We start from the raw sequence: 22,130 nt of genomic DNA on the forward strand, positions 1-22,130 counted from the left end.
GATAATCGCCAAATCAAGCAGGCGTACAGACGTGATGGAACTCTCCCGTTCAGAAAGCATTCGGGGGAAGTGAATAGGTAGTGTTCACATCTCTGCTTCTTTGTGGTGTTTTTCGTACCGCTTTTTAAATGTTGTTTGACAGCTTGAGCAGCAGAATTGCTGTAATTCACCTCCGACACGAGTTGCCGTTCCATCGGCACCAACCGTGTTCCCACATTCAGTGCAGGTGAGTGTAAAGTCAGTTCCCGTGATGGTTACGGACCAGTCGATATCCGATAGCAACTGGACCTCGTATTTACGGACATTCTCCATTTTGATGATCGTCTGCAACCACTCTCCGATGTTTCTGTGAGGGGGAGTTGCAGAGATCATAATTTTTGAAGCCGCAGTAATAAATACGTGCTCGACGTCTTCTGCTTGGAGTAGTTCTTGTCGCAGTGAATCCACAGCAGAGAGACGCGGGTTAATGCGTACGAGAACAGGGATTCCGTCACGGAGCTGCGACCGATCGATATCGATGGTGAACTGGCGGATGATTCCATGTTCTTCCAGCCGCGTCACTCGATCGGAGACGGCTGGCGCTGATAGGTTGACGTGTTCAGCGATCTCGCTGTACGGTCGACGGGCGTTCTCCGCGAGGAGACGGAGAATTTCGAGGTCGGTTTCGTCGGGGGTTTTCATTCTCATACACGGTGATAGGGGTTGGATTGGTCGGGTACGATACTGTTCTATCGGGTTCCGTGTGGCAGTTCGGCGTCAGACGTACTCGCTCGGCTCCGACTCGAACGCTTCTTTGCACCCTTCGGCACAGAAGTAGTACGTCGTTCCCTGATAGTCAGTTGTCACTGCAGCGTTAGCTTCGTCGACATCCATTCCGCAAACAGGGTCTGTTGCCATGCATGTACACCTACGGCTGTATGTACGGGTGCGTCAATCAAGCACTTTGCTCTTTAAAATCCAAAGTCGTAGCAGCTATCGACCAACGGGGTCTCAAACAGGCCTGGAAGATGGGGTATCGGCGTTAGCAGACATCAAATATGAAGATACTCACTCGTTGACCCATCTTGCTCGATGGCGTACACGACGAACTCATCGGCAGTGCTTCCTCCCATTCGGGGGAACCAGCAGGCATTCCTGGTAATACAACCCCGATTATTGCTGGTCGTTCGATTGCCAATTTTTCGATCGCTTCTACTGGGAGATGTCTCTCCAACGCGTAGCCCTCAGTAGTAATCGTGTGGCATGCCCACAGTTCGCGTGGGATGCCTGCGCGCTGCTTCGGTTCGGCGTAGTTCTTTTGCTCCACGATATCGAGCCTGTCTACGCCGCGTTCGGTCAAGATATCCGCGTATCCGTGACAGCACGGGCACGACGGCGACGTTACGAGCGTGCCACCGTTTAGCAGGGTAATTGCTGCCTGATTGAGGGTGGGTGAGTTGGTGTCCGTACCAGATGACCCGAGACAACCGGCCACACCGAAAATTCCGATAGCCCCTCCTACTTGGAGAGCATGGCGACGAGTCCATTGTGACGACATGAATAGTTCCGTTTGGACCTATGTACACACGATAGTGTTATTAATTCTCATCGGGTGGGAAACAGAGAGAGTCGCTATTCCACGACGACTGCGCCTTTCTGCTCGAGTGCTCGGTGTGCTATACAATAGTACAAGTAGGTACCTGGCTCATCGAAGGTGTACGCCCAGGTTTCCCCTTCACCTGAAATGAGGCTGCTGTCGAACGTCTCGTCTTCGGCCGTGACGCTGTGGCTGTTACTATCGACCCACTCCCAGGTCACGTCCGTGCCGAGGGAAACACGGATCGCCGCCGGATCAAAGACGAACTGTTGGCCGGCACCGTCGACAGCACCATTCCTGACGGTCACTGATCCCTCGTCGGTACGGTCGTCGATTCCGTCGTAGTTCGCAACCTCCGAGAGGTAGTCGGCGACTTCCTGATTCCCGCTGTTGTTGCCGTCGGTTTCTTCGTCAGTGGGCGTGTCCCCACCGTTTCCATCGCTCCCGGTAGCGTCGTCGCCGCCGAGACAGCCAGCGATCGAACCGATCAGCGCCACGCCACTTCCTGCCAGTATTTGCCGCCGTGACATCTCCATAGGGCGAAGGTTGTGTGCTACGTATCTTAAGCGAGTCGTCGATTTGCTGGGCCAGCAAATTGACTCCTCCGATTATGTGTGCTAGCAGTAGAGATACACGTGGTAGTACCATCAACGCTCATGTGTAGCACGTTGTTGATTTCAGAGAGTGGCTGGAACAGCGTGTTTGAGAGCATCTCGTCCCGGTTTACGCAAGAGATCTTGTCGGAGCTGTAATGCTCTGAGATACTGTGTTAGCTTGTCCTTTGAGACGCCTCGATGCGGCGAGAGCCACGCGTCGCTGGTGCGACGGTGGCTCTCGCAAGTGTTGACGTGGATCTCTTCATCAGCGTACTCGCCGTCGCCGTGGACGACGTATTCGCGGTCGGATTCGTCGTCCTCCTCAAGCGGTTCGTACGCTCGAAAGCCGTCGGTATAGACGGTGAGCGACTCCTGCTGGCGGTCGGCCAGCAGGAGTCGAATCGTCGATTCGTCTGCGGCTTTCGCCGGGATCACGTACCGTTGCTTGGTGCCCCGATCGACCAGAATGAACACGGGTAGTTTGTCGTCTTCGTACGTTCCTCGTCCGCGCGTGGACAGGCCACGCGAGCGCGACTCGCGTCGCGCTCGCGACCCTTCTTCCCGGCAGAAACGTACACTTCGTCGATTTCGACAGGTCCTTCCAGTGTAACGGAAGGCGCGTCGAGCGCTCGGGCGAAGCGCTCGACGCGCCGGTGCATCGTCTTGTAGGTGACCTCGATCTCTCGCTGAAGTCATTCGTCTTTAGCTAAGACTCACACCTCGGTTGCGTAGCGGTAGTGAGCGTCTCTTGCAGGATCGGCCGTTGCTGATGGATCTTCTGGGCGTCATCGATCAGCCGTTCCAACAGTGGTGGTGGCGAGTAGCCGAGATACTCACCGAGTTCGTGAAGGACGAGCTGGGCGTGCGACCGGAAGGTCGCCGCCCAGCGTTCCGACGGGAACACGATCTCATCGTCAGCCTGCTCGGTGACCAGATCCAACAGATCACGACTCACTAGCAGTGACAACAACGCCGCGTACAACAGAATTTCCACGACATCCGGGTTGCTCGTGTCGAACTCGTCCAGTTCGTACTGTGTCTTCAGCTTGCGGAACAGCGTTTCTATCTCCCAGCGACACCGATACAGCGTTGCTAGATCCGCGGGTAGAAACTCCTCTCGCGGCAGATTTGTGATGTAGAGATGGTAGTCGTCGGCGTCCGCAACGAGGACGCCGACGACGCGGAACCGCTTCGTGTCCAGTGAGCGCGTCCCCCTCGTACTGACCTCGCTTGAACTCTGTTTCGACCTCCACATCGATGTACTTCCGCGAGAGGTCACCGACCACATCGTAGATCTGCTCGCCTTCCAAGGGAATGGCGCGGCCGCGCCATTCCCGTAATTCCGCCGTTATCACTGGATTTGCGCTCTTCTTCAGCCGACTCACGAAGTAGCCGCCGTTCTCGTCGATCAACGCGAAGCGGCGGTACTTGAAGTACGTTAAATCGAGCAGAACCAACCGCCCTTGCAACCACGAACCAGTCTCGAACAGCGTGCTGTCGTGCGTTTTCTCATCCGTCACGTCGATGTGCGTTCAATCGTCTGATCGGTGGCGTTGTGGAGCAGGTGGAGCGTCGCTCCAGCCTGCTCCTCGTGGCGGGCTTGAAATTCATCGGAGAGGAATTCGTGCAACCGCAACACCGTGCCATCAGCGATCATCACGTCCCTGAATCGGTCGATATCAACGTCCACAGCGCCGGGAACAGCGACCTCGTCGAGCGTAGTCTCGACGAGGTCGCGGAGGTATTCTACGAGCGACGGCGTCAGCCGGTGATAGAAACCGCCAGGAGAGATCGGTTCGTCGGCTGTGGAGTTGTAGCTTCGTCTGAAGCCAGCGAGTGTTCGGCTCTCGCCTGCGGCGAAGCCGAACACGAGCGCCCACACGAGGACGGGAACCTGAAGCTTGCTCTCTCGCTCAACCACGCCGAGTTCCTCGGCGTGCTCTTCGAGGAACTCGGAGGGAAACAGTGTAGTGAGCCGACGCATGAGTCTCAATGAGGAGGCGTCTTGGTGCACACTTGCCGCCTCCTCGTTCCTCTCGAAAAGTAGCCTCGATAAGACGCCGCTGTCACGTGGTTCGTCTCTTAGCTAAAGACGGATGCTTGAGTGTGTAACTGAGTCTCGGAACCACGCCTACCGGACGGGAAATCGGCGGGCTGCACACCTGATTTTCCGAGCTGTCGGGGTTACATCCGGTGTCTAGGCTCTTTCGAATAGGGCGTGCCAGCATTTTCGAATGTTAACAAAAATCCGCTTAAAGCGGGCTCACGTACTAATTACTATGAACACGGCAGACCCAGCTCCATTCGACCACGAGTCGGAATCCACTCCGTACGAGAGCATTCTCATTCCAACAGACGGCGGTAATGCGCTCACTCCCGCGATTCGACACGGCGTCTCACTGGCGCATGCATACGCTGCAACGGTCCATGCGCTACGTATTGTCGAGGACCATTCCCACCTTGGAAAGACTGCAATTCCCTCTACCTCCGAGAAGAACACGTGGGATGAGGCAGCGGCAATAGAACCCGTGATGGATGTAGCCCATACCCTTGGACTGAATGTAATCCCGGGTATCGAACACGGCAGCTCTCCCGATGTCATTCTAGACTACATTGAAGAGAACGATATCGACCTGATGGTCTTGGGAACGCACGGGCGAACTGGACTCACCAGGTACCTACACAGAAGTATTTCCGAGCAGTTGCTTCGGACCGCTCCGGTTCCCGTTCTCACGGTGAAGGAAGATCGATCTGCTCCCTCAGATAGGCGTTCATCTGGTGACCAGACGAGGTACACCGATATCCTCGTGCCTACAGACGGACGCGATGAAGCCTCGGTTGCGCTCGAACATGGAGTAGAAATCGCAAGCCAACATGGCGCCACCGTTCACGGCCTCTTTGTCGTCGATCAACGCACCTACATGAGCCGGCCAGGATTCACGTGGCAAGAAGCAAAGGAGTCGTGGGAACAACGTGGTCGGCGCGTTCTTACGCAGGTGGCGGAGAAAGCGGAGGCGGTACATCTCGATGTCCGAATCACGCTCACCCATGGCAACCCTCGGAAAGAGATTCTCGGATACGCCACCGAGAATGACATCGATTTCATCGCGATGGGAACACAGGGATTGACGGGGGTGAGTCGATTCTTACAGGGGAGTGTAGCAACTGGAGTAGTTCGCACTGCCGACGTTCCGGTTCTCACGACAAACAGTGCTGCAGTCGAACTGAAGCAGTATCCGGTTCACTCGCCTCGCTCATCCTCACCGATAACGGAGTAGCGAACTGCAGTCGCGACGCCCCGTCCCCCAAGGAATCATTGACGACGAGTCGGTGAGAGTCTTTACAGCGTAGCGAGACCAGAGCCTATCGGTTACTACCCCGGGGAGGATGCCAGCCTATTAAACTCCCACTGGTCAGTTGCCGCCGCATAAACGCGTTTGAGAACACTGGGCCTCCCAAAAATCCGGGCGAACAGGACTGGATGTCGTATCAGTCGGGCAAGAACGTCTCGCGGGGAACGATCAACGGCTTCGATATCCATCCCGGAGGCTGCCCGAATCGCTGCCCCAAGGATCTGTGGCTGGCGCGTCTCGATGAAGTACCTCACAACTGTTGCGAGCAGATACTCCAGTTTCATCGTTCGGTACAGGCGGTCTGGATACTCGTGTAACCGTTCGTGCGTAGCCAATTCCGCTGCGAGATACGATGATTGTACGGCCTGGGAAATTCCCTTTCCGGTGAATCGGTTCGCGAGACCGGCAGCGTCACCAACTCGTACGACGGATCGGTCTGGAAGGTAGGTCCGTTTGGGATCTAGACTCGGGCCCTCCGGGATAATCGCGACGTTCGTTCGGTCTCGTGACGGTTCCGGCCATCCATTTCGGTCACACGCCGCCCTGAACGCAGCCACGTAGTCATCAGGACGCTCGCTGAACGTCCACCCGATACCGACGTTGGCTCGTCGTGCTGTCTTCGAAAACGCCCACGCGTAGCCCGTGTAGTTCTCAAGAACGATCTGGCTATTCGGGTAGAGATCCGAAAAGTCGCCCTCCACATCAGCGTTGAGTGCGACGAAGTGCCCCGAATACTCCTCAGTTGTGCCGAGTGCCTTGCTGGAAAGCGATGGCTGGCCGCTGGCATCGACGACGAGGTCATAGTCGGTCGTGAACTCAAGGAACTCGGTTCGCGTGATCGACTGGTTCTCGTAGATATTGACGCCGGTCCGTCCAAGTTGTTCGGCCCACGAGCGTTCGACGACGTTTCGGTCGGTGATATAGGCATCCGATGCGGTGAATTCCCCACTGCCAGTGCAGCTGCGACCTGCGTTAGTGCCATCGTACACCTCGACTTGCATCGCTTGAAGTGGGTTGAGAAATCCGTGGTCTGCTGTCGGTTCAAGCGGTATTGCAGAGACGTTCGTCATTGCTTCTCCACAGTTGACGCGCTTGTCGGTGTAGGACTGCCGCTCGTAGAGGTCGACGTCGAATCCAGCGTTGTGGAACCCGTCGGCAGCTGCCAGCCCTGCTATCGCACCGCCGATTACCGCGACTGTCGAAGACTGGCTCATCGTCTGCTCCCTGACCGAGTCTGTCGTCGGCGCGGAGGTAGTCGATCAGGACTAGGTATCTCTGCACCGACGCACGCGGTGCTGTTGGTTACACGGTTGGCTGTGTCGTCTATCTTGTCATTCGATTCTCGCGATGACTGGGACACTGATTTGTCGAGAGGTGTCGTCTTCATTGATCTGGATCGAATCGCGATTCGCCGACGAACCGCCGCCATTGATCACGTCGAGGTACAAACATCGGAACGTTCCGTTGATACGTTCGATACTCGTTGCCGAACTGATCAAGCATCTCGCGTTCTTCTTTGCGCGCTAACCATGCGAACGTCACGATGACAACCGGAAAGAGACCAACAGAAAATATCGTCGGCCAGTGGATGATACCTTCCCCGAAGAGGGCGATGAACAAGCCGGTGTACTGAGGGTGACGAACAAATCTGTAGAGTCCGTCTGTGGTCAGGCGGTCTTCCTGTCGTGCTCGATAGACCTGTTTCCATCCTTGGATAAAGAACCCGACGCCAATGAACGCCACTGCATAGCCGAGTAGCATCGAGACGATCATCCCGGTTTCACCCACTCCGACCAGCGTCGACCAGAGATTGGCGCTGACGTACGCCCGATCCAGACCGAAGTAACGAACCAGCAGGTAGATCGTCAGGGGGAAGCCAAACATTTCAGCGTACAGTGCGATGATGAATGCCTGAACCACCCCCGCTCCTGCCCACTCGCGCCAGCGCTGTGGTGCGAAGTAGCGATAAAATAGCCACGAGACGACCACGATGGCGATTAGTGCGAGGGCCCACGCGCCAGAGTGACCGAATGCATCGCCCCGTCCCGTGATACCGGCGACCAGCGGCATGGTCACCATACGTCGTCCACGCCGACCTGGCAACACCCTTGCCCGGAATTGGACGGCTTCTCATCGGTACCTGGCTCGCGAACGCCAATACCGTACGACCGATCGTCGGCGTTCGTGAAGAGACACTCCGAGTCACACCTGAAGCTCCTGATCGTCGCTACGATTCGCTCGATCGAGACGGAGTCAGGATCGTATTCGAGCGTCACGGTTTCAGTCTCGAACTCGATCTGTGCGTTACGGACCCCGTGAAGTGCGCCAATCGCTCGTTCGAGCTTCAGAGCGCAGTTCTGGCAGTTCAACCCGTGGATGTCGGCGTGTATCGTTTCCATAGTTATGAGTCGATGTTGCTAGGGATGGTTTGAACTGTGTTCCGGCGTAATCAGCCGGCAATCTGGCGGTAGGCCCACACGAACGGTCGGAACGGCAGATATGTGTACGGTTCGTGGGGATCGTAGCTCCGGAATCCGAGGCTGTTCCCAATCACGGAGAGGCTAGAGAAGACCATCGCCAGCCCCGCCCACGCTGGGTATAGCAGTCCCAGCGAAGCAATCGGAATCATCGTGGCGTTGTAGGCGAACGCCCAGAACAGGTTCTGCCAGACCTTGTTGATGGTGGCGTCGGCAATCCGGATCGCTTTGAGCAAGTCAGCGGGGTCATCGCGCATGAGCGTGATATCTGCACTCTCGATGGCGACGTCCGTACCCGACCCGATCGCCACACCGATGTGTGCAGTCGTCAGTGCCGGTGCGTCGTTAACACCATCACCGACCATCATCGCCCGCGACCCGTCGGCCTGGATCTCATCAACCGTATCGGCTTTGTCTTCCGGCAGGACCTCTGCGCGAACGTTCTCGGGGACGATCCCGAGTTGCTCTGCCACTGCGCGGGCAGTCCGCTCGTTATCCCCCGTGAGCATCAGGACCTCGAGTCCCCGCTTGTGGAGTGCATCGATCGTCTCTTTCGCGCTTTCGCGGATCGTGTCGGCGTTCGCTACCACGCCGAGTAACTCACCGTCGACGGCGACGAGCATGGCCGTCTTGCCCTCGCGTTCCAGCCGCTCCATTGTCGCTTCGACGGGTGAGGGATCGATTCCCTCGTCCCGCATTAACTTCCGGTTACCGACCAGCACGTTTCCTTGTGGGACGGTTGCCCGAATCCCGTGCCCGGGAACGTTTTCGAACTCAGTCGGCTCGTCGAGCCGAACGCCTCGCTCTGTTGCCCCTTCGACGAGCGCCCGAGCGAGTGGATGTTCAGACCCGGATTCGGCACTCGCGGCGACGGCGAGCAGAACCTCCTCGTCGACCGTTCGTTCGACGACGCCACTGTCAGTCGCTTCCGTCCCTCCATCGGCCTTGACGGCCTCGCTGATTGGAATGGCGTCCGTCAAGCGCATGTCACCGTGGGTTAACGTCCCGGTCTTGTCGAGGACGATGGTGTCGATGCCGCGCGCCTTCTCAAGGATGTCTGCCCCTTTGTAGAGAACTCCGTTCTTGGCGCTGATCGTTGAGCCCACCATCGTCGCCATGGGAGTCGCGATACCCATCGCACAGGGACAGGCGATCAGCAAAGCACTCGCGAGCACGATGACCGAGAACTCAAAGACTGGAACGCCCCCAACTACGGGACCACCGCCGACCAGCTCCCACAGCGGAAGCGCTTGGACGAATCCCGTCAACGTATCGGGGAACAGGAACCAAAGAATCGACCAGATGGTGGCATTGACGATCACCGCCGGAACGAACACGCCGGCCACCTTGTCGACGAGGTTCTGGATGTCGGGCTGGCGAGCCTGAGCGTCTTTCACCCGCTGGACGATCTGCTGTAATGCAGTGTCCTTGCCAACTCTCGTGGCTTTCACCTCGAGAACACCGTTCTCGTTGACGGTCGAGCCGATCACTTCATCGCCCGGTCCCTTCTCGACGGGGACGGACTCACCGGTGACCATCGACTCGTCGACGGCACTTTGCCCACCGATGACTTCGCCGTCCGTGGGAACGCGATCACCGGGACGGATCTTCATCACGTCACCGACTTCGACCTCGTCGACGGGAATGACGACTTCCTCCCCGTCACGGATGACGGTTGCTTCGTCGGCCTCCATCTCGAGGAGTTCGCGCAATGCGTCGCCGGCTTGCGCTTTCGAGCGCGCCTCGAGGTAGTTGCCGAACATGATGAACCAGAGAATGATGGCGACGGCTTCGTAGAACACGTCGCCGGTGATGAGACCGAACGTAACGGCCACACTGTACCAGTAGCCAGCGGACGTCCCTACGGCCACCAGTGTGTCCATGTTGGCCCGACGACTGTTCTTGAACGCGTTGTACGCCCCACGGACGAACACGCGTCCCAGCACGACGTACACCGGCGTGACGAGAGCGAATTCCCAGAAGTCCGTTGAGATCCCGAAGATCTCCTCGGGGAGGAACGGAACGTAATAGTCAGTCATCACCGCCAAGAAGGGCAAGACGAACGGGAGTGTGTACGTGATGAGCCGCCAGTACTTGCGTAGCTCCCGTTTAGCTGCCTCCTCACGCTGCTTACTCAGGTCGGCGTCGTCCCCTTCTGCGCGGACAGGGTCGTAACCGGCACCCTCAATGGCGTCGTAGATGTGGTCGAGCGACGCGTGGGCTGGATTGAATTCGACGGTCGCTTCATCGGTCGCGAAGTTGACCGAGGCTGTGATGACGCCGGGGACGGATTCGATGGCCGTTTCGTTCGTCTCGACGCACGTCGCGCACGTCATCCCCATGATAGAGACAGTCGTAGTCACCCTCTCTGGCGTGTATCCCGAGTCCTCAATTGCCCCGTAGATTGTTGCAAGGGATACGTCGTCCGGATCGTACACGAGGGTAGCTTCGTCGGTCGCGAAGTTGACGTCGATCGAGTCTACACCATCGAGTTTGGTGACGGCGTCTTCGATGGTCAAGGCGCACGTCGCACAAGACATCCCCTGGATCGCTAAATTGGATTTCACGTCAATATCACCATAGTCTATCTATGCGGGGCTATTTCAAGCGATTTTCTCTTTAGACAGTCTGGTTTTCAGCATAGCCGTTTCTTTACATCGAAGGCGAAGATATCAGAAACCAGTTATTTGAGTTACCAGCGCATCGTTGCTGCCTTGGTAACATCGACATCCTTGAAGTTCCGATACAGAACCAGAATGATTCCGAGGCCGACAGCAACCTCTGCAGCAGCAAGGGCAATGACGAAGAGGCTGAACGTCTGGCCGGTGACGTTCCCCCACTGATACGAGAACGCCACGAAATTGATGTTCGCCGCGTTGAGCATCAGTTCGACCGACATCAGGAACATCAATGCGTTTCGACGAGTGAGGATTCCAAATAGCCCGATACAGAACAACCCGGCTGAAAGCAGTAGATAGTACTGGACCGCGACCATCTCACATCGCCCTCCTCAAACACGATAGTGGCGTGTCTCGACCAACTGTCGTCGACCAGCTCCGAATCGAAACTGCGAAATCTCTATTACAGCCGTGACAACGTTGTTCGCTTCTAACGGACTGATCGTCAATCATCATCGGTGGTACCTCCAATGGCGGTTTCGGGTGTCGGTTGACTGCGTGTGAGCATCACGGCGAAGCTGATCAGGATGAGCACGCCACCCACGTAGACGAGCACTTGCATCGCAGCGACGAATTCAGCCCGTAGCATAACATAATGCACTGCGACACTCAGGAGTGTCACACCCATGAGGAGGGCAGAGTGCCACATGTCTTCGACGAGAACCATTGCGAGGGCACTCCCCAACGTGATCAAAGCAAAGAACGCGAAGACGGCCAGTTCGAGATGTTGCGTCATCGGTTCAGTGCTCTCCGGTCAATAACGAGTTCCATTGCAATCCTCGTCGAGCAGATAATTCGCTTCGATTCAACATGCACTTCTGCGGTGGCATTGTTGTTCGTGGACGTGGTATGCTTCCGTGTTGTACTCGGTCAGGAGATGTACCTTGAATACTGCGTCTGGCTCGCGCGGACTGATCGGCGTCGTTCCTGTATCGTGTGTGTCTCATCAATTGATCAGGTCTACTTCTTGCAATTGTGACTGCACTGTTTCGAGTGCTATTTCCGCATCTTCAACGCTTGTTGCGCCCGTAATCACGGCCTTGCCGCTGCCGAACATCAGTACGACAACGTCGGGTTCTATTACTCGGTAGACAAGACCAGGGAATTGCTCGGGTTCGTATTCGATATTTTTGAGACCGAGACCGATAGCAATTGCATTGAGATTTAATTGCTGTCCGAGATCACCGCTCAATACCATATTCTGTACCGTTATTTCGGGATCGGCATCGACCTCCACCCCGAGTTCTCGCAGTTCGTCAAAGACAATAGTTACTGCTCGATGAACGTTTTCAACGCTCTTTGCACCGGTACAGACGGCTTTTCCAGAGCGGAAAATGAGCGTCGCGGCTTTCGGGGATTGAGTGCGAAAGACGAGTCCCGGGAAATGTTCTGGATTGTACTCAGAGGCAGACAGATCGTCCGCCAGTTCCTCCAGATGTAGCTCTTGGCCGACCGTGGTCGAGGCAACTACGTTCTGTATTTCGAGGGTTTCTTTGGGATCAGTCATATGTGGTCGAACACTGCCTAAATGGACCGGCGCTGACACCGTGGATACACCACGGCTGCGATGTGGGCTGAGGCGACTCGGTAGACTCTCTACTCGGGTCCATAGTCACCACCGTATTTGAGGAAGAAGTACGTCAACCCGAGCACCGACACCATGGCGGTCGCTGTCGCGATTCCAAGCATCTTCGCACTATCCGGAACTTCCGGGGCGGGCCGACCCCCACCCCCTCCGCCATCGCCACCTCCACTACCGCCACCACCGCCACTACTTCCTGTGAAGGGGAACGCAACGGATCCCTGCTCAACAATGGTCTGACTGTCTGGCATTTGTCCGCTCGGTGGACTATTCGGGATGTCACTTTCTGTTGCCGGTCCGCCGGGGCTGCCAACGACGATCCGACCGACCTGTCCTAACGATACGTGAGCGGAACAGAAGTAATCGTATGTCCCCTCGACTTCGAACGTGTGTTCGAACGTCTCTCCTTCGTCGAGTAACCCGCTATCCCAGGGATCTGCATCGCTTGGGATGCGGTCCTCGTAGGCGGTTGAGGAGTGTGGGGCCGCCGCTCCCATCTCGAAGGTTACGGTCTCACCCGGTTCGACGAACAGGCCTACTGGGTCCATGAAGAAGTTTCCCCCCTCCATGGTAATCTGGACTGTCTTGGCTTCCTGTGCGGCTGTCGGCTGTGCGAGAGTACTCGCCGCTGCGAGTCCTCCAGCTGTTTGCAGAAACGTTCGTCTTTTCATGACTATAGTTGGTTTGGATCCGCATCATCGGCAATTTCGAGCAGCTCTTGATAGCGATTTCTGATTGTGACTTTGCTCACATTGGTTACCTCGCTCACGTCGGCTTGGGTGAGACTGTCCTCCGTACATCTCGTCGCTGCATAGATCGCGGCTGCCGCAAGTCCAACCGGGCTTTTCCCACTCAATGCGTCCTGCTCTACCGCCACTTCAAGGAGGTGTCGGGCACGAGCTTCGGTTTCGACCGAAACCTCACAGTCGGATGCAAATCGTGGGAGGTAGTCGGTTGGATCGTCCGGCGCAATCCCCAACGCGAGTTCGCGAGCGACGTATCGATAGGTTCGCGCAAGTTCGCTCTTGTCGATGCGGCTGACCGCAGCCACCTCATCGAGACTCCGGGGCGTGTTCGCTTGCCGAGCTGCGGCATACAATGCACTAGCACCAATCCCTTCGATCGATCGTCCTCGAAGTAGGTCTTTCTCGAGGGCACGGCGGTAGATCACGCTCGCAGTCTCACGAATTGGGGTGGGTAGATCGAGTGCGGATGCCATTCGGTCGATCTCGCCGAGCGCCTGCTTGAGATTCCGTTCCTTGCCATCCCGCGTGCGAAAGCGTTCGTCCCAGGTTCGTAGTCGCTGGAATTTCTGCTGCTGGCGTTTGCTCAACGCGTTTCCGTACGTATCTTCGTCACGCCAGCCGATCATCGTCGAGAGTCCCTTATCGTGGAGGGTGTTCGTTACGGGAGCACCGACACGGGACTTCTGCGAAGTCTCGCGTTCAGTGAACGCTCGCCATTCGGGCCCTCTGTCGATGTTCGACTCTTCGAGTACCAACCCGCATGCGTCACAGTGGTACTCCCCTTGATCCTCGGAATAGATGACCGTTCCATCACACTCGACACATGTAGGGCGGTACCTAGGGGATGTTTCTGATTCGGATTCCGGTTGACGCCGGGTGGATGTGGGTGCTGTGTTCGGGGGTATCATTGGCGGATATCGTGTCTGGATCGGAGACTCGTCGGGCGCTCGCTATCGACTGTTTAGCCGACAACGGAGTAGCCAGCGTCTTCCACGGCCTGCCGAAGGTTCTCGAGATCTGCATCACCATCAATCGTTGCGGTATCACTCGTCCGGTCGGCTGTTGCACGTTCGACCCCCGATACGCTTTCGAGTGCTTCTTGGACGGTCTGTTCGCATCCGTCGCAGGTCATTCCTTTGACAGTAATCTGAATACTCATCGTCGTTATACTATATGCCCTCTTTTCTTATGCGGGTTTCTATTAAGATATGTCAGTATCAGGGGGCGTATTCTTTGAGGAATGTTGCTTTACCAGCATAACATCCATAGACTCAAAGGTATGAAGATGTTGATGACATCTACAGATAAGCAAGGCGAGTGTCTCGGAGACCGTTCGAAAGACCTGCGATCTTCAGTGATGACAAGACGTTGAGGGCATCTCGAACCCCTTGACCCGAGAAGTCCTACCGAGAGGCGTTGGATCTGCTGAGCGAGATGCCACATATTCTCGGGGGGATTGGTCGTGAACCGGCCGGTCTCTCGTATTAAACATCAGGAATTCCGGCCCATCGATCCGCGGGTTGTGCGCGTGATAGATGGACCTCGGTACCACCAACGGCCGATGTGTGAGACCGTCTTCTATCGCCGACGACTGCGAGTCCTGTGTACCCGCCGTCGGGTGATCCGATCTCAGATCCCGAAGGCGACGCGGATCATGTCCCGAGTGCCGGGGCCGAGGCCGACAGCAATGATGGCTACGAGCAGCATCGCGGCGTAGTTGGGGCTCTCTTCGACGAACTCGTCGTCGAACAGCGAAACGATGGCAACGGCGACGACCAGTTTGACAAGCAGGAACGTCCAGGAGTCACCGATGATATCGGTGAGCCACGCCGGCTGGACAACGTTGGTCACGTCGATAATGATCCGGTTGACGACATGCTTGGGGCCGTAGCCCGGGCCCGGAATACCGAACGCCCTAGTCCAGTCCGATGCGATGACGTTCGCCACGCCGTCGATAGCATGGGCCCAGATCACGATTAGCCCAACGTAGGCCGTGCCGGCATTGTACTCGGGTTTGTAGTGCTCCATCCCGTAGTAGATACCGACCGACAGCGCCGTCGCGAGGCCGATGGTGACGATTAGCACCAGTGGGTACGAGCCGACATAGTCAGTTGTCACCGAGAGGGCGGTTAGGTAACCGAACGCTCCCAAGAAGGCGAGGCTACCGAAGCCCGCGACCGGCCACTGGTAGCTCTCGGTCATACCGGCCCGCTGGAGCCACTTCGACAGCAGGAAAGCGGCCAGGGCGATGAAGAAGACGGTGAAGTAGATGAGCGGGCTGATCAGCAGCGCGCTGGCAGGGAACGCAATCGGCGGCGCAACGCCAGCGAATTGCGCGGCGACGAAGGAGTCCTCAACAGCGCGGAACGCCCCGCCGAACAGCATGAACGGGACGAGCGCGGCGGCGAACCGCCGGACTGGGCCGAGGTCGAACCGGTTCAGCAGGAAGTAGACGCCGACCAGCATGTACAACAGGACGATGATGTAGGCGACCGTCGAAATAGTGGTGTACCCCGGCGACACGACGTATGCGTTCTGTAGCCCGCAGATGGCCGGTTCGACGACCTCGCCGGTATCCCGGAGATACGCCACGCAGGCGGCACCCTTCGCGTCGGCGAACACCGGCGCCCAGAAGTACCGCCAGAGAAACCCGTAGTAAACCTGTTCGGTGAAGACAACCGCACTCCCGACGACGGCGGCGATAGCGGCGATTAGTGACCCCACCCACGCCCGCTCAAGGCCGATTTCTCTGTCTAAGATCTCCATGTGCTTCCAGAGAGTACTGGTTGGGTTGAGACGTTTTTGATAGCATGCGAGTTCGTCACTCTCACCCTACTGAACAGCATCAGGACTGTGAGCTTGCCCCTTCCGAGGTCCCAGCCCAGTCCAGCAGTCATCGTAGAGCCCAGACCGCTGCTTATCCCGCCGTTCATTCTGGTTCCCATTCCACCGCCCATTCCTCAGTTCATACTCCCGGTGACGCCAACGAGTTCCTGATTGAGCAACATCACCAGCAAGTACCCGATCATTAGCGGCCCACTCGCGTTCCCGAGCCGACTCGTGTAGGGCGTGAGCAGAGCGACGCCGTGGACTATCACGCCGAGGAGCGCCATAAGGAGCCCGCTGTTAGAACTACCATCCCGCTGCCGGTTGTCGCCGAGAGCAGCGAGTAGGGCCCCTGAGACGAGCGCGATTGCCGCGCCGTACTGCCGTGTCGTAGCGGTTGTGTTCATCGTATCCATCGTTAGACCCCGAGCATCATCCGAAGTGACCCACGGACGCCCATCGGCAGTCCGATCGCCCCGACGATGAACGTCATGAGCCACCACCAAGTGTGATTCATCTCGTCTTTCGCATCCGTGAGGTACCACACGATGCCGAGAGTCACGAGGAATTTGAGGACGAATGTCGATCCGGAGAAGCCGGTGGCTTGGTACACAAAGTTCGTTACGACCAGTTTCGGGGAGAAGCCGAGGAACGTCACACCGATGAGATTCTGTGCTGCATCCCACAGCTGCCCGAAGACGGCCAGCAGGATCAGCGGGTGTCGGAGGTGTGCGACATCGACGAAGTTCGTTCCCCAGTAGTAGAGCGCGGTCACGCCGAGAGCGATTCCCGTCGTCGCGATGGGAACCCACAGGCGAAATGTCGTCCCCGTCGAGAGTCCGTACCGGAGCGCCCATCCGATGGCACCGACAGCCCAGACCGACCCGACAAATCCGACCGTTGACGGAATTGAACCGACATTCCGATCACGCGCGAGTGCGCCGACGCCGAGTGTGAGGACGGTGACGGCGGTGACGACCACGTATATCGAGGGCGTGATGAACCACACTGCGTAGTCGCCGAGCAGTCCGATATCCTCGAGGGCGCGCATCGCTCCGCCGGCGACGATGATTGGCGCGAACCCGTATGCGAGCCTGGCGTCGAAGGATACGTCCAGCGCGTCGAGATACGCTCGGAGTCCGGTGAGGCTGTATCCGACTGCCGCGAGGTACGTCACCGTATTCACCGCGTTATAGCCCTGGACGGCAAGGATCCCCTCGTGTGTGACTGGCTGGCCGGCGGCGTCGGCAACGACTGGTCCCCAGAGGTACTGCCAGATGAACTGATCGTAGACGAGCCTCGGGAACACGAGAAGTGCGGCACCGACGAGGACGACAGGGGCAAGCAGATATAACACCCACCACTCGCGTGAGCCGGTTTCCGGAAGCGAAGATTCGACGCGTCGCGTCACGGTACTCATGAATCACTCACTTCCAATCGCCACGTCGTACTCTTCGAGCGAGCCCACTTCTCGAGTGAGACGTCCGCGAGTTCGTCCTGGAGTTGGCTGAGGTACTGTGCAACGGCTTTCGGCGATCCATCGAGATCACTGGCGATCTCGTGAGCGCGGAGATACGTGGGTTCGCTGGTGGCAGTGTCGACTAGGTATCGCCGGACTGTGTGGCAGGATATATCGGACATGTGTGAGGGAATGGGAGGGAATTTAGCGGAAACGACCGAACAGCTTGTAGTCGTAATCGGGGGTGTACCGCCGGAAGAGCAGGCTGTTGGTCAGCACCGACACGCTGGAGAACGCCATCGCTGCTGCGGCCAGCACCGGCTGCAGGAGGCCAAGAGACGCCAGCGGAATCATCGCCGTGTTGTACCCGAGCGCCCACACGAGGTTCTGTTTGATCTTCTTGAGCGTCGCGTCGGAGATCCGAATCGCCTTCACAACGTCAACTGGATCGTCGCGCATCAACGTGAGATCCGCGGCCTCAATGGCGACGTCAGTGCCCGACCCGATAGCCGTCCCGACGTGTGCGACCGCGAGCGCAGGCGCGTCGTTGACGCCATCACCGACCATCATTGCTTGCCGTCCCTCGTCCTGGATGGACTCGACGGCGTCGGATTTGTCCTCGGGGAGGACCTCCGCACGGACGTTTTCGGGGTCGATGCCGACCTGTTCGGCGACGGAGCGCGCAGTCCGCTCGTTGTCCCCAGTGATCATCATCACGTCGATGCCGCGCTCCTGAAGTTGGTGCACGGCGTCCTTCGCGCTCTCTTTGATCGTGTCGGCGTCCGCGACCACACCCACGAGTTCGCCTTCGTAGGCGACGAGCATCGCGGTTTTGCCTTCCCGTTCGAGACGTTCCATCGTCTCCTCGGCAGGCGACGAATCAACGTCGTTGTCCCGCAAAAGCTTGCGGTTGCCGACGAGGATGTCGCTCTCACCCACCGTCGCCTGAATGCCGTGACCGGGCACGTTCTCGAACGCGTCGGGCTCCATAACATCGAGACCGCGTTCTTTAGCGCCGTCGACGATAGCACGAGCGAGCGGGTGCTCACTCCCGCTTTCGGCGCTCGCAGCGAGTCGGAGCACGTCGTCCTCGGAGAGTCGGTCGCGTGCCGTGAGTTGCCCACCGTCGGGTGCTGGCTCTCCACCATCTGCAACCGGCTGACCGTCGGAATTGAAGACGACCACGTCGGTCAGTTCCATCTCACCTTCGGTGAGCGTCCCGGTTTTGTCGAAGACGACCGTGTCGACGTCCTTCGCACGTTCGAGGATGTCACCGCCCTTGAACAGGACGCCGTTCTGCGCGCCGATGGTCGTCCCCACCATTGTCGCCGCTGGTGTCGCCAGCCCCAACGCACAGGGACAAGCGATGAGGATCGCAGACGCGAACACAATGATCGAGAACTCGAACGTCGAGAGTGTGGCCGGTCCGCCCCCGACCAGCCCCCACATCGGGAGCCACTCGACGAACCCGGCGAGCGTCTCGGGGAAGAGGAACCAGACGGTTCCCCACAGAAGTGCGTTGGCGATGACCGCGGGCACGAAGTACGCGGAGATGCGGTCCGCAAGATTCTGGATGTCGGGCTGGCGCGACTGCGCCTCCTTCACGGTCTGGACGATCTGCTGGAGCGCCGTATCCTCGCCGATCTTCGTCGCTTCAACGACGAGCACACCGTTCTCGTTGATCGTCGAGCCGACGACTTCGTCGCCCTCCCCTTTCTCGACGGGGACGGACTCGCCGGTGACCATTGACTCGTCAACTGCACTCTGGCCGTCAACGACCACGCCGTCCGTGGGGATTTTCTCGCCAGGCCGAACCTTCATCCGGTCGCCGACCTCGACGTCTTCCAAAGCAACCTCCTGCTCGTTTCCATTCTCGTCGACGACGGTGGCTGTCTCAGCCTCCATCTCGAGGAGCTTCCGGAGCGCATCGGAGGCCTGGCCCTTCGAGCGGGCTTCGAGGTAGTTTCCGAGCGTGATGAACACCAGGATGAGTGCGGCCGTGTCGAAGTACAGACCGCCGGCAATCAGCCCGAGTAGAACCACGACGCTGTAGAGATACGCCGTGGTCGAACCGATGGCGATGAGGACGTCCATGTTGGCGCTCTTGTTCTTCACGAGCGCCTTGTAGGAGTTCTTGTAGAACTCCCAGCCGAGAAGGGCCTGGACGGGCGTCGCGAGCAGGAACGAAACCCAGCCGAACTCGACCCCGGTTGCACCCACGAACGCTTCTTCCAGCTGGAGCATCAGATCCGGCGCAATGATATACTCCAGTGCGAGGAAGACGACGAGCGGCGTCGAGAGCACTGCCCCAAACAGCGTGAGTCGGAGCTGCTTTCGAATCTCTGCCTCTCTCGCCGCATCACGGCGATCCTGTTCGGATTCTTCGCCCCCCTCGTCGCGTACGGGCGTGTAGCCCGCATCTTCGATTGCCTCGTAGAGTTCGTCGACCGAGGTATCGGCGGGATTGTACTCGACTTGCGCCTCGTCGGTCGCGAAGTTCGCTTCCGTCGAAATGACGCCCGGAACCTTTTCGAGTGCCTGCTCGACCGTCTCCGAGCAGGTCGCACAGGTCATGTCCGAGATGCCGATGGAGCGCGTTTCGCGCGCGGCGCTGTACCCCGCGTCGTCGATCGCAGCGTAGATCTTCGCGAGCGATGTCACCTCCGAGTCGTACTCGACCGATCCCTCGTCGGTCGCGAAGTTGATGTTCGCCTTGGAAACGCCCTCAAGGGCCTCTACTCCTTTGGTGATCGTTTGCGAGCAATTCGCGCAACTCATGCCCACGATTTCGAGATGTGTTTTCCGTGTGCTCATCAGTAGTGTTTCTACGTACGGTCGCCTTCTTAAAGCGACTTTCTGTTAATATTCTGTGCCTGTGCGCCACTCAGTTCTTGCATCACAAACATCGAGGGGACGCTCGGGTGCTCCAACGTCCCACGGGTGCGAGTCGTCACTCGGTCGTGTCGATGCCAGCGGCTTCGTTGATGGGACACTTCTGGGTGGTCCCGGTCACGAGAAGGATGGCACCGATGAGGAGTACGATGGCCCCGATAACAGTACCAACGGTCCAGTACCCGAGAAGCGCGGCACCTCCAACAAGCGCCAACACGACACCGATGATGAGACGTGCGGTACGGTCGAGACCGCCGACGTTTCTCTCCATAGTCTATCTCAACGTACGTAGTCGTATTTCACGCGAGTTTCTGTTAATATTCGAAGGCGAGTGTTACTGCACACCTTCGAATACATACTTGATACCAGAACTCGACGATCCGATTCCGCCACTGTCTGTGCGATCTGGGGTCACGATTTGGTTGCGTGTGCATACACCGGCATCGGGGCGGAGAGTATGCTCTACCGTGGGCGGTCGTGTGGACGGTATCTTTATCGTCGTGGATGATATTGGAATCGGTGTACTATTCCATGTACCAACCAACACGACGTTCAGTCCTTGGTCTGATCGGTGGCGTGGTGACTACCGCACTCGGGAGCGGGGTAGTGAGTGCCCGCCACGACCCACAGACACCCCGTATCACGTTCAACAAACAGACACGCCACATCCGTGATGGACGAACCACTACCGTCGTGGTTCCGCGAGCTGACCTACCGGAGGGTGGGTGGATCGTCATCCACCACGGTCGTCATGAAGACCACACACACGGAGACGGTACCCACCACATTATCGGTCACTCGGACTACCTCGAACCGGGCCACTACGGGGGACTCAAGATCGAAGTTTCACCGCCTGCGAGCGGGACACAGACGCTCACGGCGATGCTTCACCGGGACGATGGTGATCGTGAGTTTTCCCACCCCGGTGGCGATCCCCACTACACGGACGGTTCGGGTCCAATCCGTGCGGTCGCCGCAGTCACCTTCAAAGAGTAATCAATTGCTCTCTTCTGGAAGCTGATCCAAGACGCGCTGGAATCGATCGCGTACGTCTTCCGCAATCGACGAGAGGGCGGGATTGTCGACGACGGACAGCATCTCTGCGGGTTCGACCGCGCTGACGACGATGTCACCGTCTTCCGTTTCGTAGACGATGACGTTGCACGGCAGGAGGACACCGAGATTCTGCTCGGCATCGAGTCCCTCTCGGGCGAGTGGTGGATTACAGGCACCGAGGATTCGATACCGCGGATACCCCTCGAGACCAAGCTTTTCTTCGAACTTCTGCTGGACGTCGATGTCGCTCAACAGGCCAAACCCTTCGTCTTGCAGCGCTGCGATTACGCGCTCGACGGTCTCGTCGAAATCGCCACTGAGTCGCCGTTCTGTATAATACGCCATTCTAGCCTGCAGATTCGCGTGTTGTCGTCTTAACGTTTGAGGTCACCGTCGCGGTTGGCAGATCGAGTTATATACTCTACACTTTAATTAACACGCATATGGATGTGAAGTACTAATAGAAGAGAACCGATTTGGGACCTTTAATCTTTGGATAGGGTGCGAGATGTTTGCAAGAAACTACAAGAGGTGCTGGACTACTTCCTAATAACGCGTACAGAAGTGTATTCGACGGATTCGGAATGCCGTGACTTCGAAAGTGTACTAATAATAAATGGAGCGGGGCTTTCCACACGTCAGTGTCGAGAGTTTTCCAACGGAGCAACTTCGATCCCCTTACTTCGATTTCCTTGCCGAAAGAACTGGAGTTCTGACAGCAGATGGGTCCAGTTGGGTGGAAGCGACGGTATATTCCTGTTCCGCTCTTGTGAAGTACATTGTTGGTGAGTCAGAGAACTGCTCGGACAATCTGTTTCAGTGCTTCTCGCCCCGGTTTGCGGAGGATTCGTCGCCGAAGCTGGAACGGTCTGAGATACGCTGTCAGTTT

20 protein-coding genes and 3 pseudogenes are annotated in these 22,130 nt (G+C 57.6%); 1 reads left to right on the forward strand and 22 read right to left on the reverse strand.

Translation table 11 applies throughout. From position 1 onward, the window contains the following. Positions 1–84: 84 nt before the first annotated feature. From NDI65_RS21140 to NDI65_RS21160, 5 genes and pseudogenes are all read right to left on the reverse strand, one after another. On the reverse strand, positions 85–681 hold the full coding sequence (locus NDI65_RS21140) for an AsnC family transcriptional regulator (protein ID WP_119712936.1): 597 nt from the start codon (positions 679–681) through the stop codon (positions 85–87). Positions 682–756: 75 nt separating this feature from the next. Continuing rightward, entirely contained in the window at positions 757–897 is a 141-nt protein-coding gene (locus NDI65_RS21145) for a YHS domain-containing protein (protein ID WP_119712914.1), read from the reverse strand. Positions 898–1,611: 714 nt separating this feature from the next. Beyond that, positions 1,612–2,112, reverse strand: coding sequence for a halocyanin domain-containing protein (locus tag NDI65_RS21150; RefSeq protein ID WP_119712912.1), 501 nt, complete (start codon positions 2,110–2,112; stop codon positions 1,612–1,614). 141 nt (positions 2,113–2,253) lie between these two features. Further along, a pseudogene (locus tag NDI65_RS21155) lies at positions 2,254–2,864 on the reverse strand (IS1595 family transposase); the annotation flags it as partial. Between the two features lie 14 nt (positions 2,865–2,878). Further along, positions 2,879–4,156 (reverse strand): annotated as a pseudogene (locus NDI65_RS21160) (IS4 family transposase). A gap of 295 nt (positions 4,157–4,451) precedes the next feature. Here NDI65_RS21160 and NDI65_RS21165 point away from each other — a divergent pair. Further along, positions 4,452–5,450, forward strand: coding sequence for a universal stress protein (locus NDI65_RS21165; protein ID WP_158589919.1), 999 nt, complete (start codon positions 4,452–4,454; stop codon positions 5,448–5,450). A gap of 95 nt (positions 5,451–5,545) precedes the next feature. Here the strand turns inward: NDI65_RS21165 and NDI65_RS21170 are convergent, their stop codons facing one another. The 17 genes and pseudogenes from NDI65_RS21170 to NDI65_RS21250 form a co-directional block, all read right to left on the reverse strand. Beyond that, on the reverse strand, positions 5,546–6,739 hold the full coding sequence (locus NDI65_RS21170) for an NAD(P)/FAD-dependent oxidoreductase (RefSeq protein ID WP_310894320.1): 1,194 nt from the start codon (positions 6,737–6,739) through the stop codon (positions 5,546–5,548). 169 nt (positions 6,740–6,908) lie between these two features. After that, a complete protein-coding gene (locus NDI65_RS21175; protein ID WP_199708864.1) occupies positions 6,909–7,604 on the reverse strand; it encodes an isoprenylcysteine carboxylmethyltransferase family protein in 696 nt (231 codons plus the stop codon). Next, positions 7,598–7,924: a heavy-metal-associated domain-containing protein gene (locus tag NDI65_RS21180; RefSeq protein ID WP_119712909.1), complete on the reverse strand. Its 327-nt coding sequence runs from the start codon at positions 7,922–7,924 to the stop codon at positions 7,598–7,600. Before NDI65_RS21180 ends, NDI65_RS21175 begins: the two co-directional genes overlap by 7 nt. Before the next feature lie 50 nt (positions 7,925–7,974). Continuing rightward, positions 7,975–10,575 (reverse strand): copper-translocating P-type ATPase, encoded by a 2,601-nt coding sequence (locus NDI65_RS21185; RefSeq protein ID WP_310894329.1) that lies wholly within the window; start codon positions 10,573–10,575, stop codon positions 7,975–7,977. 119 nt (positions 10,576–10,694) lie between these two features. After that, positions 10,695–10,997 (reverse strand): NADH-quinone oxidoreductase subunit NuoK, encoded by a 303-nt coding sequence (gene nuoK, locus NDI65_RS21190; protein WP_119712907.1) that lies wholly within the window; start codon positions 10,995–10,997, stop codon positions 10,695–10,697. Between the two features lie 128 nt (positions 10,998–11,125). Further along, a complete protein-coding gene (locus NDI65_RS21195) occupies positions 11,126–11,416 on the reverse strand; it encodes an NADH-quinone oxidoreductase subunit J (RefSeq protein ID WP_119712906.1) in 291 nt (96 codons plus the stop codon). A gap of 210 nt (positions 11,417–11,626) precedes the next feature. Then, positions 11,627–12,187 carry a TATA-box-binding protein gene (locus NDI65_RS21200; RefSeq protein WP_119712905.1) on the reverse strand — a complete coding sequence of 187 codons (561 nt, stop codon included), beginning with the start codon at positions 12,185–12,187 and terminating at the stop codon, positions 11,627–11,629. An 89-nt stretch (positions 12,188–12,276) separates the two neighbouring features. Further along, on the reverse strand, positions 12,277–12,933 hold the full coding sequence (locus NDI65_RS21205; RefSeq protein WP_119712904.1) for a plastocyanin/azurin family copper-binding protein: 657 nt from the start codon (positions 12,931–12,933) through the stop codon (positions 12,277–12,279). A gap of 2 nt (positions 12,934–12,935) precedes the next feature. After that, complete coding sequence (locus NDI65_RS21210) at positions 12,936–13,916, reverse strand: TFIIB-type zinc ribbon-containing protein (RefSeq protein ID WP_310894321.1); 981 nt, start codon at positions 13,914–13,916, stop codon at positions 12,936–12,938. A gap of 53 nt (positions 13,917–13,969) precedes the next feature. Then, positions 13,970–14,167 (reverse strand): heavy metal-associated domain-containing protein, encoded by a 198-nt coding sequence (locus tag NDI65_RS21215; protein WP_310894322.1) that lies wholly within the window; start codon positions 14,165–14,167, stop codon positions 13,970–13,972. A 470-nt stretch (positions 14,168–14,637) separates the two neighbouring features. After that, positions 14,638–15,774 (reverse strand): DUF63 family protein, encoded by a 1,137-nt coding sequence (locus tag NDI65_RS21220; RefSeq protein ID WP_310894323.1) that lies wholly within the window; start codon positions 15,772–15,774, stop codon positions 14,638–14,640. A 194-nt stretch (positions 15,775–15,968) separates the two neighbouring features. Beyond that, on the reverse strand, positions 15,969–16,250 hold the full coding sequence (locus NDI65_RS21225; RefSeq protein ID WP_310894324.1) for a hypothetical protein: 282 nt from the start codon (positions 16,248–16,250) through the stop codon (positions 15,969–15,971). 2 nt (positions 16,251–16,252) lie between these two features. Then, positions 16,253–17,254: a DUF63 family protein gene (locus NDI65_RS21230; protein WP_310894325.1), complete on the reverse strand. Its 1,002-nt coding sequence runs from the start codon at positions 17,252–17,254 to the stop codon at positions 16,253–16,255. Positions 17,255–17,497: 243 nt separating this feature from the next. After that, positions 17,498–20,107, reverse strand: a complete 2,610-nt coding sequence (locus NDI65_RS21235) for a heavy metal translocating P-type ATPase (RefSeq protein WP_310894326.1) — start codon at positions 20,105–20,107, stop codon at positions 17,498–17,500. A 136-nt stretch (positions 20,108–20,243) separates the two neighbouring features. Next, a complete protein-coding gene (locus tag NDI65_RS21240) occupies positions 20,244–20,456 on the reverse strand; it encodes a DUF2892 domain-containing protein (RefSeq protein WP_310894327.1) in 213 nt (70 codons plus the stop codon). Between the two features lie 725 nt (positions 20,457–21,181). Beyond that, positions 21,182–21,586, reverse strand: a complete 405-nt coding sequence (locus NDI65_RS21245; protein WP_310894328.1) for a DUF302 domain-containing protein — start codon at positions 21,584–21,586, stop codon at positions 21,182–21,184. Positions 21,587–22,031: 445 nt separating this feature from the next. After that, a pseudogene (locus tag NDI65_RS21250) lies at positions 22,032–22,130 on the reverse strand (IS1595 family transposase); the annotation flags it as partial.

The organism is Haloferax sp. S2CR25, assembly GCF_031624535.1.
GTDB classification, from domain to species: Archaea; Halobacteriota; Halobacteria; order Halobacteriales; family Haloferacaceae; genus Haloferax; species Haloferax massiliensis.

Excerpts from the sequence above, each read along its gene's own strand:
- NDI65_RS21245 (WP_310894328.1), bottom strand. The coding sequence starts at position 21,586 with ATGGCGTATTATACAGAACGGCGACTCAGTGGCGATTTCGACGAGACC.
- NDI65_RS21180 (WP_119712909.1), bottom strand. The coding sequence starts at position 7,924 with ATGGAAACGATACACGCCGACATCCACGGGTTGAACTGCCAGAACTGC.
- NDI65_RS21235 (WP_310894326.1), bottom strand. The coding sequence starts at position 20,107 with ATGAGCACACGGAAAACACATCTCGAAATCGTGGGCATGAGTTGCGCG.
- NDI65_RS21145 (WP_119712914.1), bottom strand. The coding sequence starts at position 897 with ATGGCAACAGACCCTGTTTGCGGAATGGATGTCGACGAAGCTAACGCT.
- NDI65_RS21140 (WP_119712936.1), bottom strand. The coding sequence starts at position 681 with ATGAAAACCCCCGACGAAACCGACCTCGAAATTCTCCGTCTCCTCGCG.
- nuoK (WP_119712907.1), bottom strand. The coding sequence starts at position 10,997 with ATGGTCGCGGTCCAGTACTATCTACTGCTTTCAGCCGGGTTGTTCTGT.
- NDI65_RS21215 (WP_310894322.1), bottom strand. The coding sequence starts at position 14,167 with ATGAGTATTCAGATTACTGTCAAAGGAATGACCTGCGACGGATGCGAA.
- NDI65_RS21220 (WP_310894323.1), bottom strand. The coding sequence starts at position 15,774 with ATGGAGATCTTAGACAGAGAAATCGGCCTTGAGCGGGCGTGGGTGGGG.
- NDI65_RS21230 (WP_310894325.1), bottom strand. The coding sequence starts at position 17,254 with ATGAGTACCGTGACGCGACGCGTCGAATCTTCGCTTCCGGAAACCGGC.
- NDI65_RS21200 (WP_119712905.1), bottom strand. The coding sequence starts at position 12,187 with ATGACTGATCCCAAAGAAACCCTCGAAATACAGAACGTAGTTGCCTCG.
- NDI65_RS21170 (WP_310894320.1), bottom strand. The coding sequence starts at position 6,739 with ATGAGCCAGTCTTCGACAGTCGCGGTAATCGGCGGTGCGATAGCAGGG.
- NDI65_RS21175 (WP_199708864.1), bottom strand. The coding sequence starts at position 7,604 with ATGGTGACCATGCCGCTGGTCGCCGGTATCACGGGACGGGGCGATGCA.
- NDI65_RS21195 (WP_119712906.1), bottom strand. The coding sequence starts at position 11,416 with ATGACGCAACATCTCGAACTGGCCGTCTTCGCGTTCTTTGCTTTGATC.
- NDI65_RS21205 (WP_119712904.1), bottom strand. The coding sequence starts at position 12,933 with ATGAAAAGACGAACGTTTCTGCAAACAGCTGGAGGACTCGCAGCGGCG.
- NDI65_RS21150 (WP_119712912.1), bottom strand. The coding sequence starts at position 2,112 with ATGGAGATGTCACGGCGGCAAATACTGGCAGGAAGTGGCGTGGCGCTG.
- NDI65_RS21240 (WP_310894327.1), bottom strand. The coding sequence starts at position 20,456 with ATGGAGAGAAACGTCGGCGGTCTCGACCGTACCGCACGTCTCATCATC.
- NDI65_RS21165 (WP_158589919.1), top strand. The coding sequence starts at position 4,452 with ATGAACACGGCAGACCCAGCTCCATTCGACCACGAGTCGGAATCCACT.
- NDI65_RS21210 (WP_310894321.1), bottom strand. The coding sequence starts at position 13,916 with ATGATACCCCCGAACACAGCACCCACATCCACCCGGCGTCAACCGGAA.
- NDI65_RS21225 (WP_310894324.1), bottom strand. The coding sequence starts at position 16,250 with ATGGATACGATGAACACAACCGCTACGACACGGCAGTACGGCGCGGCA.